Genomic DNA, 18,249 nt, shown 5'->3' on the forward strand with positions numbered 1-18,249 from the left:
AATGAATAAGCACGTTGTTGCAGTTATTTTTGTTTTTATTTTAGATATCGGTTGTACGCAACATCACAACACACCCGAATTCACTGCAAAACTATTCGTTCGTGATTACTTTCTTGCCGAAGGACGTTCTCATGTATTGAAATACACCTCCGGGAATGCCAACAAAAAAATTATATCAGAAAATGAATATTTCAATGATCAGAAATTACAAAAGGTTGAGATTGAAAGGCCGTCCCTCTTCTTATTGACCGATTCAATATCGATGGACTTGAATAGCATTCAATTCACGTTCTCAATTTGTTACGAGAGTAATATTTTAACCACACAAAACATGTTTGTAACGATGATTAAAGATAACGATACTTGGAATGTTTCAGATTATCATTTTGCCGGTCAGGAGAATTATGATCTCCGTTGATCATGCATTAAGAATAGTTTTGGATACCGCACAGGTATTACCCGTGCGGTCTATTTCCATTACGGAATCCGTAGGGCTGGTGCTCGGTGAAAATATCATATCAAGTGAAAATATACCGTCGTTTGACAATTCCGCTATGGACGGTTATGCCGTTCGTTTCATCGATGTGCAAAACGCTTCGCGCGAAAACCCGGTCACGCTAAAAGTCGTCGACGTTCTTCCCGCTGGTAAGGTCTCACAAAAGCATCTCGAAGAGCACGAAACCATTCAGATTATGACCGGCGCCCCGCTGCCCAGTGGAGCCGACGCGGTAGTTATGGTTGAGCAGACTGAAAAAAAAAATGATAACGAAGTGCTTTTCTTCTCACCTGTTCAAAAAAACGAACACTGTCGCAAAGCCGGAGATGATATTAAAGCCGGACAGGTAGTTTTTCAAAAGGGCCGGCTCATCAAACCTTACGATGTAGGTGTTCTTGCCTCAATCGGGAAATCTACGATTCAAATCAATCCAAAACCAAGCATTGCCATCCTTTCTACCGGCGATGAATTAGTAGGAATTGACGAACCCTTGCCTCCGGGCAAGATCCGATCGAGTAATAACTATACCTTGCGCGCATTGATTGAGAAAATGGGTATGACGGCGGTTGATCTCGGTATCGCCAAGGATACGTTACAAGACACCGAGAAAAAACTTATGAGCGCGTTTTCAGCCGACATTGTTTTGACTTCCGGCGGTGTTTCTATGGGCGAGTTTGATTATGTAAGGGAAGCGTTAGAAAAACTCGGAGTTGATATCAAATTCTGGAAGGTCAAACAAAAGCCGGGTAAGCCTCTGGTTTTCGGAAACTATCAAAATAAACTTTTTTTTGGATTGCCAGGAAATCCGGTCAGCTCTATAGTCTGTTTTGAATTGTTTGTTGTTCCTGCAATTAAGAAAATGTCAAATGTCGATTATTATACGCCGAATAGCGTAAAAGCAGTCAGCTCTGTTCAAATTCCGAAAAAACCGGGATTACGTTATTTTTTACGCGGAATACTTTGTAAGAATGAAAAAGGCTTTACCGTATCACCAATGAACAATCAGAGTTCGGGAGTTATGTCCTCACTCTCGTATGCTAATTGTCTTATCGATATTCCCGAAGAAGCAGGCAACATAGAACCCGGCCAAGAAGTTACTGTCATCTTGCTTGACCGGCAAACACTCCACGAACTGATGTGTATTTAATCATGTCCTCCGAATTCAGTTTACAGCCTCTCGAATTTGATAAAATCAGAGAACAGTTATTACGTTATATTCTCACCGATATGGCATCAGAGAGAATCGAGACTCTGGCGCCATTGTATGATTTCGAAACGATTGAAAAAAACCTGAACGAACTTGTTGAGATGTCCGACTTGTTAAAATATGACGATGCATTTCCGATTGACCAACTCAAAGATGTGCGGGACTCCTTTCGAAAACTTGGAACACTGGGCATATTCTTGAACCCGGACCAATTTAACCAGGTATTACTCACACTGCAAACGGCACGAAAAATAAAATCTTATATTAAAAGCCGTGGCGACAAATATCCTCTTCTATTCAAACTGACTGCGCCCCTTCAGAATTATTCCGACATTGAAGATGCCATTTCATCGGCTCTTGACGAAAATGGCGAGGTCAAGAACAATGCAAGTTCGCGGCTTAGACAGATACGAAGAGACCTTGAAACAAAATCGTCCCACATACGCAAAAAACTCGAATCCCTTTCACGGCAATTTGCTTCGGAGGGTTATTCACAGGATGCCATCGTTACGATGCGTGGCGGGCGAATGGTAATTCCGGTCAAAGAGGAATACAAAAATATAGTTAAAGGATTCATTCATGACGAATCCTCCAGCGGCCAGACTGTATTTATTGAACCCGCTGAAGTGTTAGAGCTCAATAATGAATTACGAAAACTCGCAATGGACGAGGCTCGCGAGATCGAACGAATTTTACTGCAAATTGCTGATGTAATTCGCCCGCATTTGGACACCCTAAAATACGCAATGGAAATTCTAGGCGATATTGAGTTCCTGTACGTTCGAGGCCGGTTTGCCAATTTTCTGAATGGCGTTAAACCGCATTTAAATGAAACCGGGCACCTCCACATCAAGCAAGGGTTACACCCTCTCTTGTTTCTGAAAGAACTTAATAAATTACCGGCAGACCGGCGTGGTGTAGTTCCGCTTGATCTTGAACTCGGCAGTTCACCGGAATCAGGACGTACGCTTATTATTTCCGGACCGAATGCCGGAGGTAAGACGGTTGCGCTCAAAACTATCGGGCTTTTTGCCTTGATGAACCAGTCAGGACTGCTAATCCCTTGCGCGATCGGGACTCATTTGAGCGTATTTGATCAGATATTCGCAGATATTGGCGACGATCAATCAATAGAGAATGACCTTTCAACGTTTTCTTCACACGTTCAGCATCTTTCTGAAATGGTAAATAAAGTTACACAGAAATCACTTATTCTGATCGACGAAATAGGCAGCGGAACCGACCCGAAAGAAGGGTCTTCGCTTGCCATTGCCATCCTGGATTATTTTAACAAAAAGCAAGCTGTGTCGATCGTCACTACGCATCATGGCGAGTTGAAAGCATTTGCTCATGACACGGATGGAATTGAAAACGGGTCAATGGAATTTGATCATGAAACCCTGCAACCCACCTATGTCTTTCGCCCTAAAATTCCAGGAAGCAGCTATGCTTTTGAAATATCGAAACGCATCGGCCTTCATCCTGATATTATTGCAAAGGCAAAAGAAATTTCAGGCACTGAAATACTAAGATTAGAGAATCTGATTCAGGAACTGCAGACCCAGATTAAGCGATACGAAACACTGTTTACTGAAGTAAACCGAGAAAGGGCAGGTCTTGAGGGCTTGACGAAACTTTACGATGATCGTATTAAAGATCTGAAGACTAAGGAGAGAAACCTCAAACAAAAATCTTTGGAAGAGACTCAAAAAGTCCTTCAGGAGGCAAATAAAAAGATAGAAGCAGTCGTTCAGGAAATCCGTTTATCCAATGCCGATAAAGAAATAATAAAAAAATCCAGAAATTTAATTCGTGAAGAAAACGCGTTTGTTCAGACTGAATTGAAGGCCATAAAAGAAATTGATGTCTTGCCGCTTGAACATCCGGACAAATTGCAAAAAGGCGATAAAGTATTTATTCCAAGCATGGGTGTTGAAGCTACGGTACTAGAGAGCCCGGATGAGTCTAATCATGTGCTGTTGGGAACAGGCAGTATTTCTATCAAAATTAATACTAACCTGTTATCCAATGCTAAAACTGAAAGCGAAGAAAAATCCGAATCTCTGCCGCGGCAGCATATTAACTGGAATACGGATGATATTAAAAACCAAATTGATTTGCGCGGCCTGACAGCAGAAGAAGCGATCTATGAGGTTGACGCGTATTTAACGGATGTTCTTATGCTTGGTTTCAGGGAGGTTACTCTGGTTCACGGAAAAGGCGATGGAATTCTTCGAAAGAAAATTGGCGAGTTCTTAAAGCGTGATCCCCGTATAAAACATTTCCGTTTGGGCCAATGGGGTGAAGGCGATACCGGCGTGACGGTGGTGGAAATAAAAAGTGAGTGATTTATTCATCCCATAAACCTTTAAAAAAGCTGTCATAAAAGTCTAAAGTCACATTTATTACCGAAGGCGCTTGTTTGGTTTGATTTGCTAATGAAAACAAAGTTTGTATCTTCGCAAAAAACACTTTAACGTCCGGCTCAGCCTGAATCTCCATATCATAATCGATCATGATGTCCGATAGCATGGAAAGAAAATAGGCTACTTCAATTTCTTCATATATAAACCTTTCAAGGAGTTTGCGAAGAGTTCGCCTAAATACCTTTGCCCTATCTTTTTCCGAAGTAACGACATCACCTTTAATTGTTTCCCGGATTTTATAAATATATTCCCGAGTCAATTCTTGCTCTGTTTTTCCCGCCAATTCCATAAGATATTTTTCGATGTAATTTTTTCTACCGCGTTTGCTTTGGGAAACTATCAACATCGGAGCTGCTGCATTAATAAGATCTTTGGGTGAAATATAACCCAACAGAAACTGATCCAGCATTTGCACCGTTTGTTTCTTAAGGCTGGATTTCTTTTCGTTTGAAGACGCTCTCATGGCACGTGCCTAATAAATATGCCTTCAGGCGGTCATTGCCACTTCTGAAGACCACTTTTGTAGGGTTCTTAAAACTATTTTAAGGCTGGGGTCTCCACGCAGGATAATAAGCTTTGTTATCCCCGCTGATCAATTTTCTTTCGTTCAGTCCATTTCGCCCTATGATGTAGATATAGCTACGCGGTTTTGATGTCGATCCACCTCTTTTTGCGAATACAATTTCATTTCCATCAGGGGACCAGGACGGATCATAGTTATTACCTGATGTAGTCACAGTATCAAGATTCGCTCCATTTGGATCCATGGTATACACCTGAAGTGAATCGTTCCCATTTGCCCACATATTGGAAAAAAAAGAAATGCGATCCGCAGAAGGCGAAAACCGCGGGCGGGAATTTATCGTGGCGTTGTTGTGGGTTAATTGGATCTTATTCGACCCATCGGAGTTCATAACCCAAATTTCCTCATTCCCGCTTTTTTTCGATGTATATACTATTTTTGTTCCGTCCGGGGAAAAAGAAGGATAGCAAAATATATCAATTTTGTCATTTAAATCGGTTAATACCGTTGGCAGTGTATCCCCGGTAAGCGTATCAGAAATATCGGTGATGAATATGTTGAAAACACTATCGCGATCAGATATAAAAACAACCTGATCAGTTAGGAGGCTCCAGTCGGGACGCATATTTAAGGTGCCGTAATGAATACCGTTTGAATCGATTACGTACGGACTAAATGTCACCTGAGTAAATGCATTACTAAAGCTATCCATGTTCACAATATATACGTTAGTGTGGAATGGGTACCCTGTCTGCGTACTAACAAGCATGTTAGTATATGTAAATTTTCTGCCGTCCGGTGACCAACTCGGATCGAGCGTTCCGTTGTTGTTACCCAAACTAATGCTATACACTTGATCAAACGTAGTATCCTGTACGGCATAAATCCGCTGAGCTCCGGAATTTTCAGATACAAACAAAATGTCAATCTGGTTTTTTGTGAGATCAATAAATTTTTCTGTAGTCGGGTTACTATCACATGCATTTACCGTTAATATTATGCCTATAATCACAACAACAAAACATATTCTAAACATTCCTGGCTCCTTTGCTATGGTTTTAAACGATGAATCATTCTTGCAAACGGTATGGTTTCACGGACATGCTGCAAGCCACAGATCCACGCAACTGTTCTCTCCACACCAAGACCAAAACCTGCATGCGGAACAGAGCCGTATTTGCGTAAATCTAAATACCAATCAAATGCCTCCATCGGCAAATTATGTTCTTTTATTCTTGAAACAAGCATATCATAATCATCTTCTCGCTGGCTTCCCCCGATAATTTCTCCGTAACCTTCAGGCGCCAATACATCCATCGCCAAAGCTTTATCGGGCTCGTTTGGATCGCGTTTCATATAAAACGCTTTTATTGCCGACGGATAATGGTGCACAATGACCGGCCGATCAAATCTTTCCGATATGGCCGTTTCATCCGGAGAGCCAAAATCGTTACCGTATTCAAATTTTAACCCAGCTTCCTCCAGAATTTTGACCGCCTCATCATAATGAATTTTGGGAAATGGCGCTTGAACATTCTGAAGCTTCGTCGTATCGCGGCCAAGTGTTTTCAATTCCTCAGCGCGTGTTCTTAAAACTGTTTGAACGATATATTCAATGAAATCTTCCGCTAACTCCATGTTCTCTTTTAATTCATTAAAAGCCACTTCAGGTTCAACCATCCAAAATTCCGTCAGATGCCTGCGTGTCTTGGATTTTTCAGCTCGAAAGGTTGGGCCGAAACAATATACTTTTCCGAGCGCCAATGCGCCCGCTTCTGCGTATAATTGACCGCTCTGAGTTAGAAATGCTTTCGTATCAAAATAATCTGTTTCAAATAAAGTAGAAGTTCCTTCGCAAGCCGCAGGCGTAAATATCGGCGTATCGACTAACGTAAACCCCCTGCCGTCAAAAAAATCCCGAATCGCTTTGATAATGGTATGACGCACTCTTAGAATGGCATGTTGATTTTTTGAACGAAGCCAAAGATGTCGATAATCCATTAAGAACTCAGGTCCATGTTCTTTCGGTGTAATAGGAAAATCGACCGATTGCCCGATAAGTTTGACATCTGTCACCTGCAATTCATAACCCCCCGGAGCCCTTTCATCTTTCTTGATTTTCCCAATTACCGACAACGAAGCTTCCTGGGTTAATTTATCTGCCGTCTCAAATATTTCTGCGCTTACGCCCGGCTTATAAACGGTTGCCTGAATCACGGCCGTTCCGTCCCGTACAAGTAGAAATAATAATTTTCCACTCGAACGTTTGTTATATAACCAGCCTCTAAGAATCACATCCGAACCATCCGGAATTTTATGCTGAAAAATATCCTCAATATACACGCGATCAGTCATCCTAATCTCTCCTCTTGTGTCGTTATTTAGCTACACGGTCCTGCCAACGGGAATCGCTGAGTTCGCCACGGGCATTGGAATGCAGTAGTTGTTGAATACCTGATTCTGTCAAATCGGCAAAGACAAAAATGGTTTGTGCGGGTTGGTCTTTTAATTGAAAATAATACCATAGCTGATACGGTTTTTTGTCGGATTCAAATTCATGTTTCTCGATCTGCGCGGGAGGGCCATAGACCATGTATACCCTGCCCAAATCCGTTTTCCATCCTTCACGGTTAGGTGTTGAAAATTTCATATTTGCGTCTTCATATCGCTTGTAATAGTCCATAAGAAGCTCGTTGGATTTAGTTCCGGGGGATGGGTCGCGCTCTTTCCAGAAACGGTCTAAGAATTTCTTCTTTCCTTCTAATTCAAGTTGTGAATAGATTTTTGTGTCATCCGTTCTTCCGACAATAGTTAATATGTTTCCTGCCCGAACAGCTCCTTGCGCATCCAAATCTTTGAAGAAGGAGTCATCCGCCTGTGTTTCATAAATAGACTCACCGTCACGGTAAATAGCAAACAACTTTTTTGATTGTGCAATCTTTTTATTCGAGTTGTCGGTCACGCGAATAATCAAGTTATAACGGCCGCTTTGGATTGAGATGATATTCAACGAATGAATGATTATGGCTGTCTTGCCCGCCTTGTTAAATGTTTTTGATGGAAATTCTTTAATAACGCTTCCGGCTTCATCCGTTAATATAAAATCTGCGACATATGAATTATTAGCTCCGCCTTCCTCAAAATCTAAATTATAAACTTCAGAATAAAAAGTTAACCGAGGCAAATTGCTTCCATAAAATTTCGTCGGGTTTGGAAAAATCGTGTAGCCGTTCTTAACAAACATATCGTCATTATTTCCGCCCTTCAACGCCTGAGTTGCTAATTCAATCTGGCTTAGGTTCAGCTGCTTACCTGTATAATCAGGAATATCCATTTCTTCGGAGTAATTGCCGGTTCTGGTCTTCTCATTTTCATCTTCGATCAATATCGTTAATTTATATTTGCCGGGTTTGACCGCAAAACTGTTCTCAAAAATGATTGGAATATTCTTGGCCGTGTCGCCGGCTGTAATGTTGTCGTCAATATTCATCGTCCATTGTTTTTCGAAAATGCTCTTTGGGTCGCTTACGTCCGTAAATGTGACACGAACAGTGAAACCGGCTATAAACACCGTGTCTTTTGGAACAAAAGTAAATTGATTCCGTTCTGAAAAAAAATGCAACTGCGTATAAGTTACGCTTTGATCACTCAACATTTTGAAACATGTAACGTCCGTATAAAATCTTATCGTGCCTTCGCTTTGATTCTCTTTCGCTTCTAATGTATTACAACCAATACCTGCGATTAGAATGAAATAAAAAGTAGTCTTTAGAAAAAACCGCATACTTGCCTCCTGATTATTTTGCGAGAAATTACAGATGTTTTGAAATCGCGCTTAGAATTTCGCGCTTTCCTTCGCCCGATTGAGCGGAAGCCGGGATAAGATTCATCTTAGAATATACCTCGGATTCACCTAATTGTTTCAGGTTTTTTTGACGTTGCGAATGCGACAGCTTGTCTATTTTGTTCACAACAAGTGCACTCGGAATTCTGTGATAATTTAGCCATTCGGCCATCTGAAGGTCCGATTTCTGCGGTTCTAACCGCGCATCAATGATCTGAATTACCAGTTTTAGCCTGTCATTTCCGGTTATCCATTCGTCTATAAATCTTTTCCATGCCAATTTTAATTTTTCAGGAACTTTTGCGTATCCATAGCCCGGCGCATCTACAAGATAAAAACCGCCGTTCACGCGATAGTAGTTTAAACATTGTGTCTTCCCGGGCGTGCTGCTGATACGAGCAAGTTTTTTTCCGGTTAGCGTATTCAGCAGAGTTGACTTACCGACGTTTGATCTTCCAAAAAAAGCTATTTCACTCAAGTGCGGTTCCGGCACCTGGTGGTTTCGGTATACGCTGGCTATAAATTCAATCGTCTCTATATTCACAAGCAAACAACTTTTTAAATATGAACGGCTTCACCGTAGGCATCCAGAGCCGCTTCCATCATCGCTTCGGATAGTGTCGGGTGTGCATGAATGGTGTTTCCAATCTCTTTATAAGTCGCTTCCAACGATTTGGCAATACCGTATTCCGCAATCATTTCTGTTGCTTCCGATCCTAATATGTGTGCGCCGAGTAATTCGCCATATTTCGCATCAAAGATCACTTTAACAAATCCGTCGCGTTCATTGATTGCTCTGGCCTTCCCGCTCGCGGAAAATGGAAATTTTCCAACTTTGACCTGAAATCCTTTTTCTTTTGCCACTTTTTCAGTTAAACCGATGCTGGCAACTTGAGGCTGACAATACGTGCAGCCGGGAATCGACGTATAATCTATCGGATGCGTCTCTTTTCCGGCTATTTTTTCTACACAAACAATTCCCTCGTGTGAAGCAACGTGCGCGAGCCACGGAGCGCCGATAATGTCGCCGATAGCATAGACGCCGGTCACATTCGTTCGATAATATTCGTCAACTTTGACCCAGCCTTTTTCTGTTGTGACCCCGATCTTCTCCAACCCTATGTTTTCTATATTTCCCTGAACGCCGATCGCAACCAAGCATTGGTCTGCTTTGATAGTTTTAATTCCGTCTTTTCCGCCGATCGTTAGTGTGACATCGTTGGCGCCGACATCAACCTTATCAACTTTTGTATTTGTATGTATATCGATACCCTTTTTAGTAAATATTTTAGAAAGCGTTTGTGAAATTTCCTCGTCTTCAACAGGTAAAATGCCCGGAAGCATTTCAATTACGGTTACTTTGGCCCCAAAAGTATTAAACAAGTATGCGAATTCGATCCCGATGGCGCCGGCTCCGATGACGGCGATGGATTTGGGGACATCTTGCACAATCATCGCTTCCGTACTGGTCAAAATGCGTTTCCCGTCAGCCTTCAAATTGGGCAACATCCGCGCGCGCGCGCCGGTCGCGATGATAATATGCTTGGCTTTAACTTGCACCGATTCTTTTCCGGCCGTATCCATCACGCTTAATGTACTTTTGTCGAGGAATTTTCCGGTCCCTTTGATGACTTCGATCTTATTTTTTTTCATCAAAAAATCGCCGCCTTTGGAATTGGCCTCGGCCACATCACGGCTGCGTTTGATCACTTGCTTAAAATCAAACCTAAGATTATCGAAGGAATAACCCCAGTCTTTAGCGTGTTTCAAGGTTTCATATATCTCAGCATTTTTCAAGAGCGCTTTCGTGGGAATACAACCCCAATTAACGCAAACGCCGCCGATTTTCTCACGCTCTACTACAGCCGTCTTAAGACCTAACTGTGACGCTTTAATAGCCGCAACATAACCTCCCGGGCCTCCGCCTAATACCACGACATCAAAATTTTTGGTTTCCATTAGAACCTCTTGATTAATACTCTTATTTATTTTATTTTCTATTCATTCGTTGGGATTTGGAAGCTATAAAAATACACCTAAATAATCAATATATAGTTTGCTGTCCAGTCAGACTTGTCAATATAGATAGCGTATAAAGCAGAAAGGATGCACGATGCCCATTTACGAATTCAAGTGTAAAAAGTGCGACACTGAGTTTTCAGAACTATTTTCTTCATCGAAATTTAAGATAACTGACGTCGAGTGCCCAAAATGCCACACGCACGCCGCCGAAAAACTCTTGTCCGTTTTCGCATCCGACACCAAATCATCGGGCGAGTTTGCCGGCTTGAATGCGCCATCATGCGGACATGGATGCGGATGCCATAATTAAATTGGGACGACCGTGCAATCGGAGCAAAATTGGAAAATATTTTTTTTGAGAATTTTCTCGGCCCGCAAGCTGAGAATCATCCGACGCTTCAAAATGCCATTCAGAGAATTCTAGAATGGCACTCTGCGTGGCGGCGCAAGTTTTATCCCGAAGATGCTTCTCTCTATCCGGAAATGTACATGGCGCCCGCTGAGTTTTTCATCACGCTGGATCATTTCCTGAAACGCCTTGAGCAGCAACCCCCCTATTTTTCTCCACGGTATTTCGCGCAAATGCTGAAGGATCCTGCCTTATCTTCGGTCATCGGATATCTGGCCGTGATTCTGACCAACCCGAATAATCACGCTTACGAGGGCGGCCCTGTTACAACGCAAATGGAAATAGAAGTGGTTGACGATCTGCTCAAACTATGCGGATTCCAAAAAGGCTGGGGACATTTATGCAGCGGCGGTTCACTCGCAAACACCGAAGCCATGTGGGCGGTGAGAGATACCTATATCCGAAGATTCAAAAAACCAGGACAGGTTCTTTTCTCCAATATGTCTCACTACTCCTGGAAGCGAATTTGTTCCATTCTTATGATACCGCACTATGGGGAAATTCCTATAAATATCCATTTTAGAATGGATCTGGATAAACTTGAAACCGTTTTGAAGAAAAAACCCACGATGATGGTTGTGGCAAATATCGGAACAACGGGATGCGGCGCGGTGGATGACGTCGAAGGAATACTTACGTTAAGGAACAAGTATAAATTTCATCTGCATTTGGACGCGGCATACGGCGGTTATACGCGCAGCATTCTTCTTAATGAAAACGGCGAAATTCAGAACTTCAATGAGGTCGGTCATATTCTCAAAAAGGATGTGTATCAAAGCCTGATTTCAATGAAGGAGGCGGATTCTATCACTATAGATCCGCATAAACAAGGCTCGACCGGATACGGCTGCGGTGCGGTATTGTACAAAGACGAACGACTCAAAAAAGTAATCTTGAATACGGCGCCGTATACCTACCATGTCAAAAATAAACCCAATATCGGGATGTTTACACTTGAAGGGTCACGGCCAGGCGCAGTCGCTGCAGGCTGCTGGCTGACACATCGCATGATTCCACTCAACAGAAACGGCTACGGGAAGATTATCGGTGAATGCCTGCTCACGGCAAAAGAACTTTCTGAAAGGATCGAGAAGGAAAGCGGCTTTACGCCACTCAATCAACCCGATCTTGATATATTCTGTTTTTATCAAATGCCTTCTGAAAAGCCGGCCTCGATGACAAAGATGAATAAGATTAACCTAGATCATTATGAAAACTTCTCGGTTTTAAATCCGGAGTCAAACTTCATTTTATCAAAATTTGTAATGGATAAGAAGACAGTAAGAGCCATTTTACCAAAAATAAAACGGGATGACAGGCAGTTAGTTGCGCTTCGTTCGGTTTTTATTAAGCACTGGTTGCGTATGGGCCGCCCATCTTATCTTGACCGGCTGCTGGCCACACTCAAAAACAACTTGAAATAATACTTGCTTTTCCCCAACCGGTGTTATACTTTGTTAACAGGTATAACACTATGAATAAAACACTTTTACGAACTACCTTACTGATTTCCGGATTCCTGATCTTTTCCGGTATCCCCCTTAAAACTGAAGTCCGTCCAATAAGTTCGGTTGACAATGAATTAAATTCGTCATTGGACGACCTGTCTTTCTCTGTTTATGATCAGAACGATTTTCATGCTTTTCTTTCCTCCCCGAAAGAAGACTTAACCCTTCAGTACCAACATCAGAAGGTTAGATTCTTAAACCCATACCTTTATCAAAATGCAATAATTAACTATCGTTTTACTCACCTTTTTTATCAAAGCGTTTTAGCCCGTTCTTTCACTTTAGGCAGAACGACCGCCCTCCGCGCGCCTCCTTTTTGTGATCCTCTTTCTTAAACACCATTCTTAAATAAGACTACGTTGAGTTTTAAGCGCTCAACAAACGTTGTTTTTACTAATTTTTAGCTAATGAAATGACTAAGCCGTCGAGCATTATGCGTTCATCCTATTATTTTTTTGCTAACAGGATAAACTGTTACAAAACTAAAACCGCGAAAGTAAAGACCTTATGGAAACATCAGTAGATTGGGTTACAAAAGCAATTATGATTTTAGTATCTATTGCCGTGATCGGTGCATTTGTTCAATTATATATAAAAGCAAGTCAACAACAAAAATTAAAACCTTAACCCCAAACTAAAAAAGGAGATGATTGTTATGTCAATCATGCGAGAAGAAATCAGTCGTACTTTGATTCCCACAAAAGAGCTGTTCGAATCACAGCCGGAATGGATTGAAAAACGCGACCGAGCGGTTAAAAAGCTTTTTAACGGAAACCTGAATGAATTTAATCAATTCCTATCCAAGATTGATCCTGTTACGGAGTGGAAAGATGCGATGGATATCATTGATGCGGAGATTGCAAAACGAAAAGTACGTCCGGACGGTAAGGAAATTACAGGTTTAACTGACGTTCTGTTTAAACGCTATTTTCCGTCCTATTAAGAAAGGTCGGCGATAAGAAAACCCGCGTGAATAAACCCGCGGGTTCTTCCTTATGGCTTGTTAAGGCTAAAATATTCCTTGACTATTCAATGCGGAATTTTTATTTTTCGCATGAAATTAAGGTTTTCTCACTTACAAGCAATGAGGAGCATCTTATGGCCTATATTATTGCGGAACCCTGCGTTGGTGTGAAAGATACGGCATGCGTAAAAGTTTGCCCTGTTGATTGTATCTACGATTCGGAAGGATGGGATCAATTGTACATACATCCGGATGAATGCATCGACTGCGGTGCATGCGAACCCGAATGTCCAGTCGAAGCTATTTTTACCGCTGAAAATACGCCGGAGAAATGGAAATCGTACATTCAGAAAAACGCTGATATGTTCAAACAGTAATCGGCAAAGTTTTTCATAATAAAAAGGCTCGGATGAAAGTCAGAGCCTTTTTTTATTTATATTTGAAAGTATCACGCCTGACAATTAAACCATAAGCAATTACTAAATATTTTCGAGGAGAGTAAAATGACCATTGCAGTGGGATGTGACCACGGAGGATTTCCACTCAAAAAAGCGGTTTTGGAAACCATTGCCAAAGCAGGGCATAAGACTATAGACCTTGGAACAAATTCGACCGACGCCGTTGATTATCCTGATTTTTCTGCAGCCGTTGCAAAATCAGTATTGTCACACCAAGCCGACCGCGGTATTGTGATCTGCGGAAGCGGGGTAGGCGCAACGGTTGCTGCGAACAAGTTCAAAGGCATCCGTGCAGGGTTATGCCATGACACTTTTTCCGCCCGGCAAGGCGTCGAGGATGATGACATGAATGTGCTCACGTTAGGCGCGCGAATCATAGGGCCGCTCCTGGCCATCGAGATTATCCAGGCGTTCTTAAAAGCGCAATTTTCAAATGCTGAGCGACACTTGCGCCGGTTAAATAAAGTAAAGGGGTTTGAGGAGCATTTTGGTCACTAGTTGTTGAATAAAGGAATATAAATGGAAAAACCATACCCGCCGATTTATTACTCCGATTATCTGCATCTTGAACGATTATTATCCAGTCAAAATGCAAAAAGCGCTGAATACGGAAATCCGGCGCATGATGAAATGTTATTCATCATTGTTCATCAAGCGTACGAATTGTGGTTCAAGCAGATCTTGCATGAGCTGGACTCTATAGTTCAGCTGTTTGAAAAAAATTACGTTGATGAAAAAAATATCAGCGTGGCAGTTGCACGATTGATTCGCATTACCGAAATTCAAAAGGTGTTGATTGACCAACTGCGTATTCTCGAAACCATGACGCCATTGGATTTTCTGGAATTTCGAGACTATCTTGTTCCTGCCTCCGGATTTCAGAGCATTCAATTTCGTCTGATTGAAAATAAACTCGGCCTAAAACATAAACAACGATTACAATATAATGAAAGCGCGTATTACAGCCGCCTGTCCAAAGAACATCAGGAACTGCTCAAGAAATCAGAGCAGGAAACCTCGTTACTGGAACTATTGGAAAAATGGCTCGAGCGAACGCCATTTCTGGAATTTGGAAACTTCCATTTTTGGAAGGACTATCGTCAGGCTATCCTAAATATGTTGGTTGAGGACAAGAAGATCATCCGGAATAATTCTACACTATCGGAAAACGAAAAAATCCAGCAGGTAAAACAACTGGATATGACGCAAGAAAATTTTGACGCTTTATTCGACGAGGATAAGCATAACAAGTTAGTTGAAGAAGGCCAACGGAAACTGTCATATCGGGCGACTCAGGCGGCTCTTTTGATTTGTCTCTATCGCGATCAACCGATCTTGCATATGCCGTTCAGATTATTGACCTCCTTAATAGATATCGATGAACTTTTTACTTCATGGCGGTACCGGCACGTGCTGATGGTTCAGCGTATGATTGGGACCAAGATCGGAACCGGCGGATCATCGGGATATCAGTACCTGAAAGCGACGTCCGAACAGCACAAAATATTTACTGATCTTTTTAATCTTTCGACTTTTTTGATTCCACGTTCGGCGCTCCCAAAACTCACCGAAGATGTTGAGCGCAATCTGGGTTTCTATTACAAAACGAAATAACCGACTCTTCATTTTCAGATTTTTATGATAAATATTATTAAACACATTCGCGATGCGGGTATAGTTGGAGCCGGCGGGGCCGGTTTTCCGACGCATGTAAAGGCCGCGTCAAAAGTAGATTGTGTAATTGCCAACGGTGCAGAATGTGAGCCCTTAATTCACAAAGATTATGAATTAATGGTTCATTACCCGGAAGAAGTAGTACGCGGCGTCGAGTATATGATGCAGTCGACCGGAGCAACCGAAGGCATCATCGGGATCAAAGAAAAGAACTCAGCCGCAATCGACGCGATTCAAAAGCATTTACGTTCCGGCATGCGTCTTCATCTGCTCGGTGATTTTTATCCTTCCGGTGACGAATTTATTCTCGTCTACGAATCTACCAAACGACTGATCCCTCCCCAAGGTTATCCTCTAAATGTCGGCATTGTTGTCAATAACGTAGAGACGTTTTATAATATTGCGCGGGCGTTGGACGGAACTCCCGTAACCGAGAAATTTATTTCCGTTTCCGGAGCGGTGAAGAAACCGTTTACCGGAATTGTTCCTGTTGGAACGACATTTCGTGATCTGCTCAGTTTGGCCGGCGGAACGACAGTGAGCGATTACGGCTTATTTGTCAGCGGGATTATGATGGGTAAGCTCGAATTTGATCTGGAACAGTCGATTACAAAAACCTGTGCAGGTTTGATCGTGCTTCCGCGTGAACACACTCTCATTACCCGAAAAAGTCTTCCGGAAAAAGCGATGCACAGCATTGGAAAATCGGCGTGCGATCAATGCAGCTACTGTACCGAGTTATGCCCGAGATACATCCTAGGTTATGATATCCAGCCGCACAAAGTCATGCGCAGTCTCGGTTTTACCAAAACCGGCACGGATTACTGGAATCAATACGCATCGTTATGCTGTGCGTGCGGATTATGTACTTTATACGCATGCCCGGAAAGTCTATTTCCGAAAGAAGCGTGCGATCAGAGCAAACGCGTTATGAAGGAAGAAGGGATTACCTGGAGCGGAAAGATGGACATCGAACCGCACCCTATGTATGAAGGCCGGCGCACGCCTTTGAAAATGCTCGTCAAACGGCTTGGCGTTACCGAATACGATCATCATGCGCCGTTTGTGGATCGAATCGCCGAGAATGTTCGTTCGGTGAGATTGCCGCTGCAACAACATGTTGGGAAAAAAGCAGATCCATTGGTAACTTCCGGTGAGCGGGTCAAACGCGGACAAGCGATTGCCGATGTCGGCGAAGGGCAAATGGGAGCGAGGATTCACGCAAGTATCGATGGAGTTGTAAGCGTAGAGCAGGATCAAATTGTGATTACTAGGTAATTTGAAATAAAAAACATAAAAGCGTAAAAATATTATGATAATGAATTCCATCGGCCTCATTGAACTCGGCAGTATCGCCGCAGGATTCGAAACGGCGGACGCAATGCTGAAGGCAGCGGACGTTACTATTCTCCTCGCTCGTTCCATCTGTTCCGGCAAATACATCGTCATGATCGGCGGCGAGGTTGCGGCGGTACAATCCAGTATTGACGTCGGCGTTAAGATCAGCCGCGGTTCGGTAATTGATACGTTCGTTATTCCCAATGTACATCCGGATGTATTTCCGGCCATTTCGGGTACGGGAAAAACCGAGATGCTCGGCGCATTAGGTATTGTCGAATCATTTTCCGTGGCATCGCTAATCGAGGCGGCGGACGCATCGGCTAAGGCGGCCAACGTTAAGATTATGGAAATTCGCCTTGCTATGGCACTCGGAGGAAAAGCATTTCTCACCATGACCGGCGAAGTTGCCGCCGTACAATCTGCAGTAGATGCCGGTGCGCGCGTGGTTGCACAAAAAGGCCTGCTCGTCAATAAAGTCGTCATTCCAGGGCCGAGACCGGAATTGCTGACGGAAGTTGTTTAAAAGAACCAGAAATCCCATTCGATTAGTTCGCATTATAAATAAAATATGAATATAAATCTAAGTGGAAAAACAGCCATCGTTTGCGGCAGCACACAAGGAATTGGAAAAGCCGTTGCTGTGGAATTAGCATCGCTCGACGCTAATGTTATCTTGATGGCACGAAATGAGAAATCGTTGAATGCCGTGCTCGGCGAACTGGACCGCAGGAAAGGCCAAAAGCATCAATTCATCTGCGCCGATTTCTCCAGGCCGGAGGAAGTGAAAGCCAGGATCACGGATTTTGTTAAAAATAACCCTCCCGTTCACATCCTGGTCAATAACACCGGCGGGCCTCCCGGCGGCGCGATTGCTGAAGCGGAAACCGAAGCATTTGAAGAAACATTTTCTCAACATCTGATCTGCAATCATATTCTTGCGCAGGCCGTTTTACCCGGAATGAAAAAGGAAAACTACGGGCGTATTATCAATATTATTTCCACGTCGGTTAAACAACCCCTGAAAAATCTTGGCGTTTCCAATACCGTGCGCGCCGCCGTTGCTAATTGGGCAAAAACCTTGTCGGTCGAAGTGGCGCCGTTTGGCATTACGGTAAATAACGTATTGCCCGGCGCAACGTTAACCGGAAGATTGAACGGCCTCATCGAAAACCGATCCAAGCAAACCGGCCGTTCCGTAGACGTTCTTCGCCGTGAGATGTTAGCTGAAATTCCTGCAGGCCGATTCGGTGAACCGGCAGAAATTGCTCGCGCCGTTGCCTTCTTAGCTTCACCTGCTGCCGCATATATTAATGGTATTAATTTACCGGTAGACGGCGGCAGAACCGGGTCATTGTAAGAAAATTTTTATTCTATTAG

At 42.9% G+C, this 18,249-nt stretch carries 18 protein-coding genes; 12 read left to right on the forward strand and 6 right to left on the reverse strand.

The features are described from left to right. The first annotated feature begins 1 nt into the window (after position 1). Genes F9K33_03955 through F9K33_03965 form a run of 3 tightly spaced genes read left to right on the forward strand, consistent with a single transcriptional unit; the run spans position 2 to position 4,051 of the window. Positions 2 to 418 (forward strand): hypothetical protein, encoded by a 417-nt coding sequence (locus tag F9K33_03955; protein ID KAB2880714.1) that lies wholly within the window; start codon positions 2 to 4, stop codon positions 416 to 418. Beyond that, entirely contained in the window at positions 369 to 1,643 is a 1,275-nt protein-coding gene (locus F9K33_03960) for a molybdopterin molybdotransferase MoeA (protein ID KAB2880715.1), read from the forward strand. The genes F9K33_03955 and F9K33_03960 overlap by 50 nt, the downstream gene beginning before the upstream one ends. A 2-nt stretch (positions 1,644 to 1,645) precedes the next feature. Further along, positions 1,646 to 4,051 (forward strand): endonuclease MutS2, encoded by a 2,406-nt coding sequence (locus F9K33_03965; GenBank protein KAB2880716.1) that lies wholly within the window; start codon positions 1,646 to 1,648, stop codon positions 4,049 to 4,051. A 1-nt stretch (position 4,052) separates the two neighbouring features. Here the strand turns inward: F9K33_03965 and F9K33_03970 are convergent, their stop codons facing one another. The 6 genes from F9K33_03970 to lpdA all read right to left on the reverse strand — a co-directional run bounded on the left by F9K33_03970 (position 4,053) and on the right by lpdA (position 10,455). Next, positions 4,053 to 4,592 carry a hypothetical protein gene (locus F9K33_03970; protein ID KAB2880717.1) on the reverse strand — a complete coding sequence of 180 codons (540 nt, stop codon included), beginning with the start codon at positions 4,590 to 4,592 and terminating at the stop codon, positions 4,053 to 4,055. Between the two features lie 79 nt (positions 4,593 to 4,671). Continuing rightward, positions 4,672 to 5,688: a hypothetical protein gene (locus tag F9K33_03975; protein KAB2880718.1), complete on the reverse strand. Its 1,017-nt coding sequence runs from the start codon at positions 5,686 to 5,688 to the stop codon at positions 4,672 to 4,674. A 14-nt stretch (positions 5,689 to 5,702) separates the two neighbouring features. Then, complete coding sequence (gene asnS, locus F9K33_03980; protein ID KAB2880719.1) at positions 5,703 to 7,007, reverse strand: asparagine--tRNA ligase; 1,305 nt, start codon at positions 7,005 to 7,007, stop codon at positions 5,703 to 5,705. A 22-nt stretch (positions 7,008 to 7,029) separates the two neighbouring features. Then, complete coding sequence (locus tag F9K33_03985) at positions 7,030 to 8,436, reverse strand: GWxTD domain-containing protein (GenBank protein ID KAB2880720.1); 1,407 nt, start codon at positions 8,434 to 8,436, stop codon at positions 7,030 to 7,032. A 28-nt stretch (positions 8,437 to 8,464) separates the two neighbouring features. After that, positions 8,465 to 9,046 (reverse strand): YihA family ribosome biogenesis GTP-binding protein, encoded by a 582-nt coding sequence (locus F9K33_03990; GenBank protein ID KAB2880721.1) that lies wholly within the window; start codon positions 9,044 to 9,046, stop codon positions 8,465 to 8,467. 8 nt (positions 9,047 to 9,054) lie between these two features. Continuing rightward, positions 9,055 to 10,455, reverse strand: coding sequence for a dihydrolipoyl dehydrogenase (gene lpdA / locus F9K33_03995; protein KAB2880722.1), 1,401 nt, complete (start codon positions 10,453 to 10,455; stop codon positions 9,055 to 9,057). A 154-nt stretch (positions 10,456 to 10,609) separates the two neighbouring features. Between lpdA and F9K33_04000 the strand changes: the two genes are divergently transcribed. The 9 genes from F9K33_04000 (at position 10,610) to F9K33_04040 (ending at position 18,229) form a co-directional block, all read left to right on the forward strand. Beyond that, complete coding sequence (locus F9K33_04000) at positions 10,610 to 10,828, forward strand: zinc ribbon domain-containing protein (protein ID KAB2880723.1); 219 nt, start codon at positions 10,610 to 10,612, stop codon at positions 10,826 to 10,828. A gap of 29 nt (positions 10,829 to 10,857) precedes the next feature. Further along, positions 10,858 to 12,351, forward strand: a complete 1,494-nt coding sequence (locus F9K33_04005) for an aminotransferase class I/II-fold pyridoxal phosphate-dependent enzyme (GenBank protein ID KAB2880724.1) — start codon at positions 10,858 to 10,860, stop codon at positions 12,349 to 12,351. A 739-nt stretch (positions 12,352 to 13,090) separates the two neighbouring features. Next, on the forward strand, positions 13,091 to 13,378 hold the full coding sequence (locus tag F9K33_04010) for a hypothetical protein (GenBank protein ID KAB2880725.1): 288 nt from the start codon (positions 13,091 to 13,093) through the stop codon (positions 13,376 to 13,378). Positions 13,379 to 13,533: 155 nt separating this feature from the next. Then, positions 13,534 to 13,776 (forward strand): ferredoxin family protein, encoded by a 243-nt coding sequence (locus F9K33_04015; protein KAB2880726.1) that lies wholly within the window; start codon positions 13,534 to 13,536, stop codon positions 13,774 to 13,776. 126 nt (positions 13,777 to 13,902) lie between these two features. After that, on the forward strand, positions 13,903 to 14,355 hold the full coding sequence (rpiB, locus tag F9K33_04020) for a ribose 5-phosphate isomerase B (protein ID KAB2880727.1): 453 nt from the start codon (positions 13,903 to 13,905) through the stop codon (positions 14,353 to 14,355). A 21-nt stretch (positions 14,356 to 14,376) separates the two neighbouring features. After that, a complete protein-coding gene (locus tag F9K33_04025) occupies positions 14,377 to 15,471 on the forward strand; it encodes a tryptophan 2,3-dioxygenase (GenBank protein ID KAB2880728.1) in 1,095 nt (364 codons plus the stop codon). A 24-nt stretch (positions 15,472 to 15,495) separates the two neighbouring features. After that, on the forward strand, positions 15,496 to 16,809 hold the full coding sequence (locus F9K33_04030) for an NADH dehydrogenase subunit (protein KAB2880729.1): 1,314 nt from the start codon (positions 15,496 to 15,498) through the stop codon (positions 16,807 to 16,809). Between the two features lie 34 nt (positions 16,810 to 16,843). Beyond that, a complete protein-coding gene (locus F9K33_04035) occupies positions 16,844 to 17,395 on the forward strand; it encodes a BMC domain-containing protein (GenBank protein KAB2880730.1) in 552 nt (183 codons plus the stop codon). Positions 17,396 to 17,440: 45 nt separating this feature from the next. Beyond that, entirely contained in the window at positions 17,441 to 18,229 is a 789-nt protein-coding gene (locus F9K33_04040) for an SDR family oxidoreductase (GenBank protein ID KAB2880731.1), read from the forward strand. Positions 18,230 to 18,249: the final 20 nt, after the last annotated feature.

Source organism: bacterium (genome assembly GCA_008933615.1).
In the GTDB taxonomy this organism is placed as follows: Bacteria; CLD3; CLD3; order SB21; family SB21; genus SB21.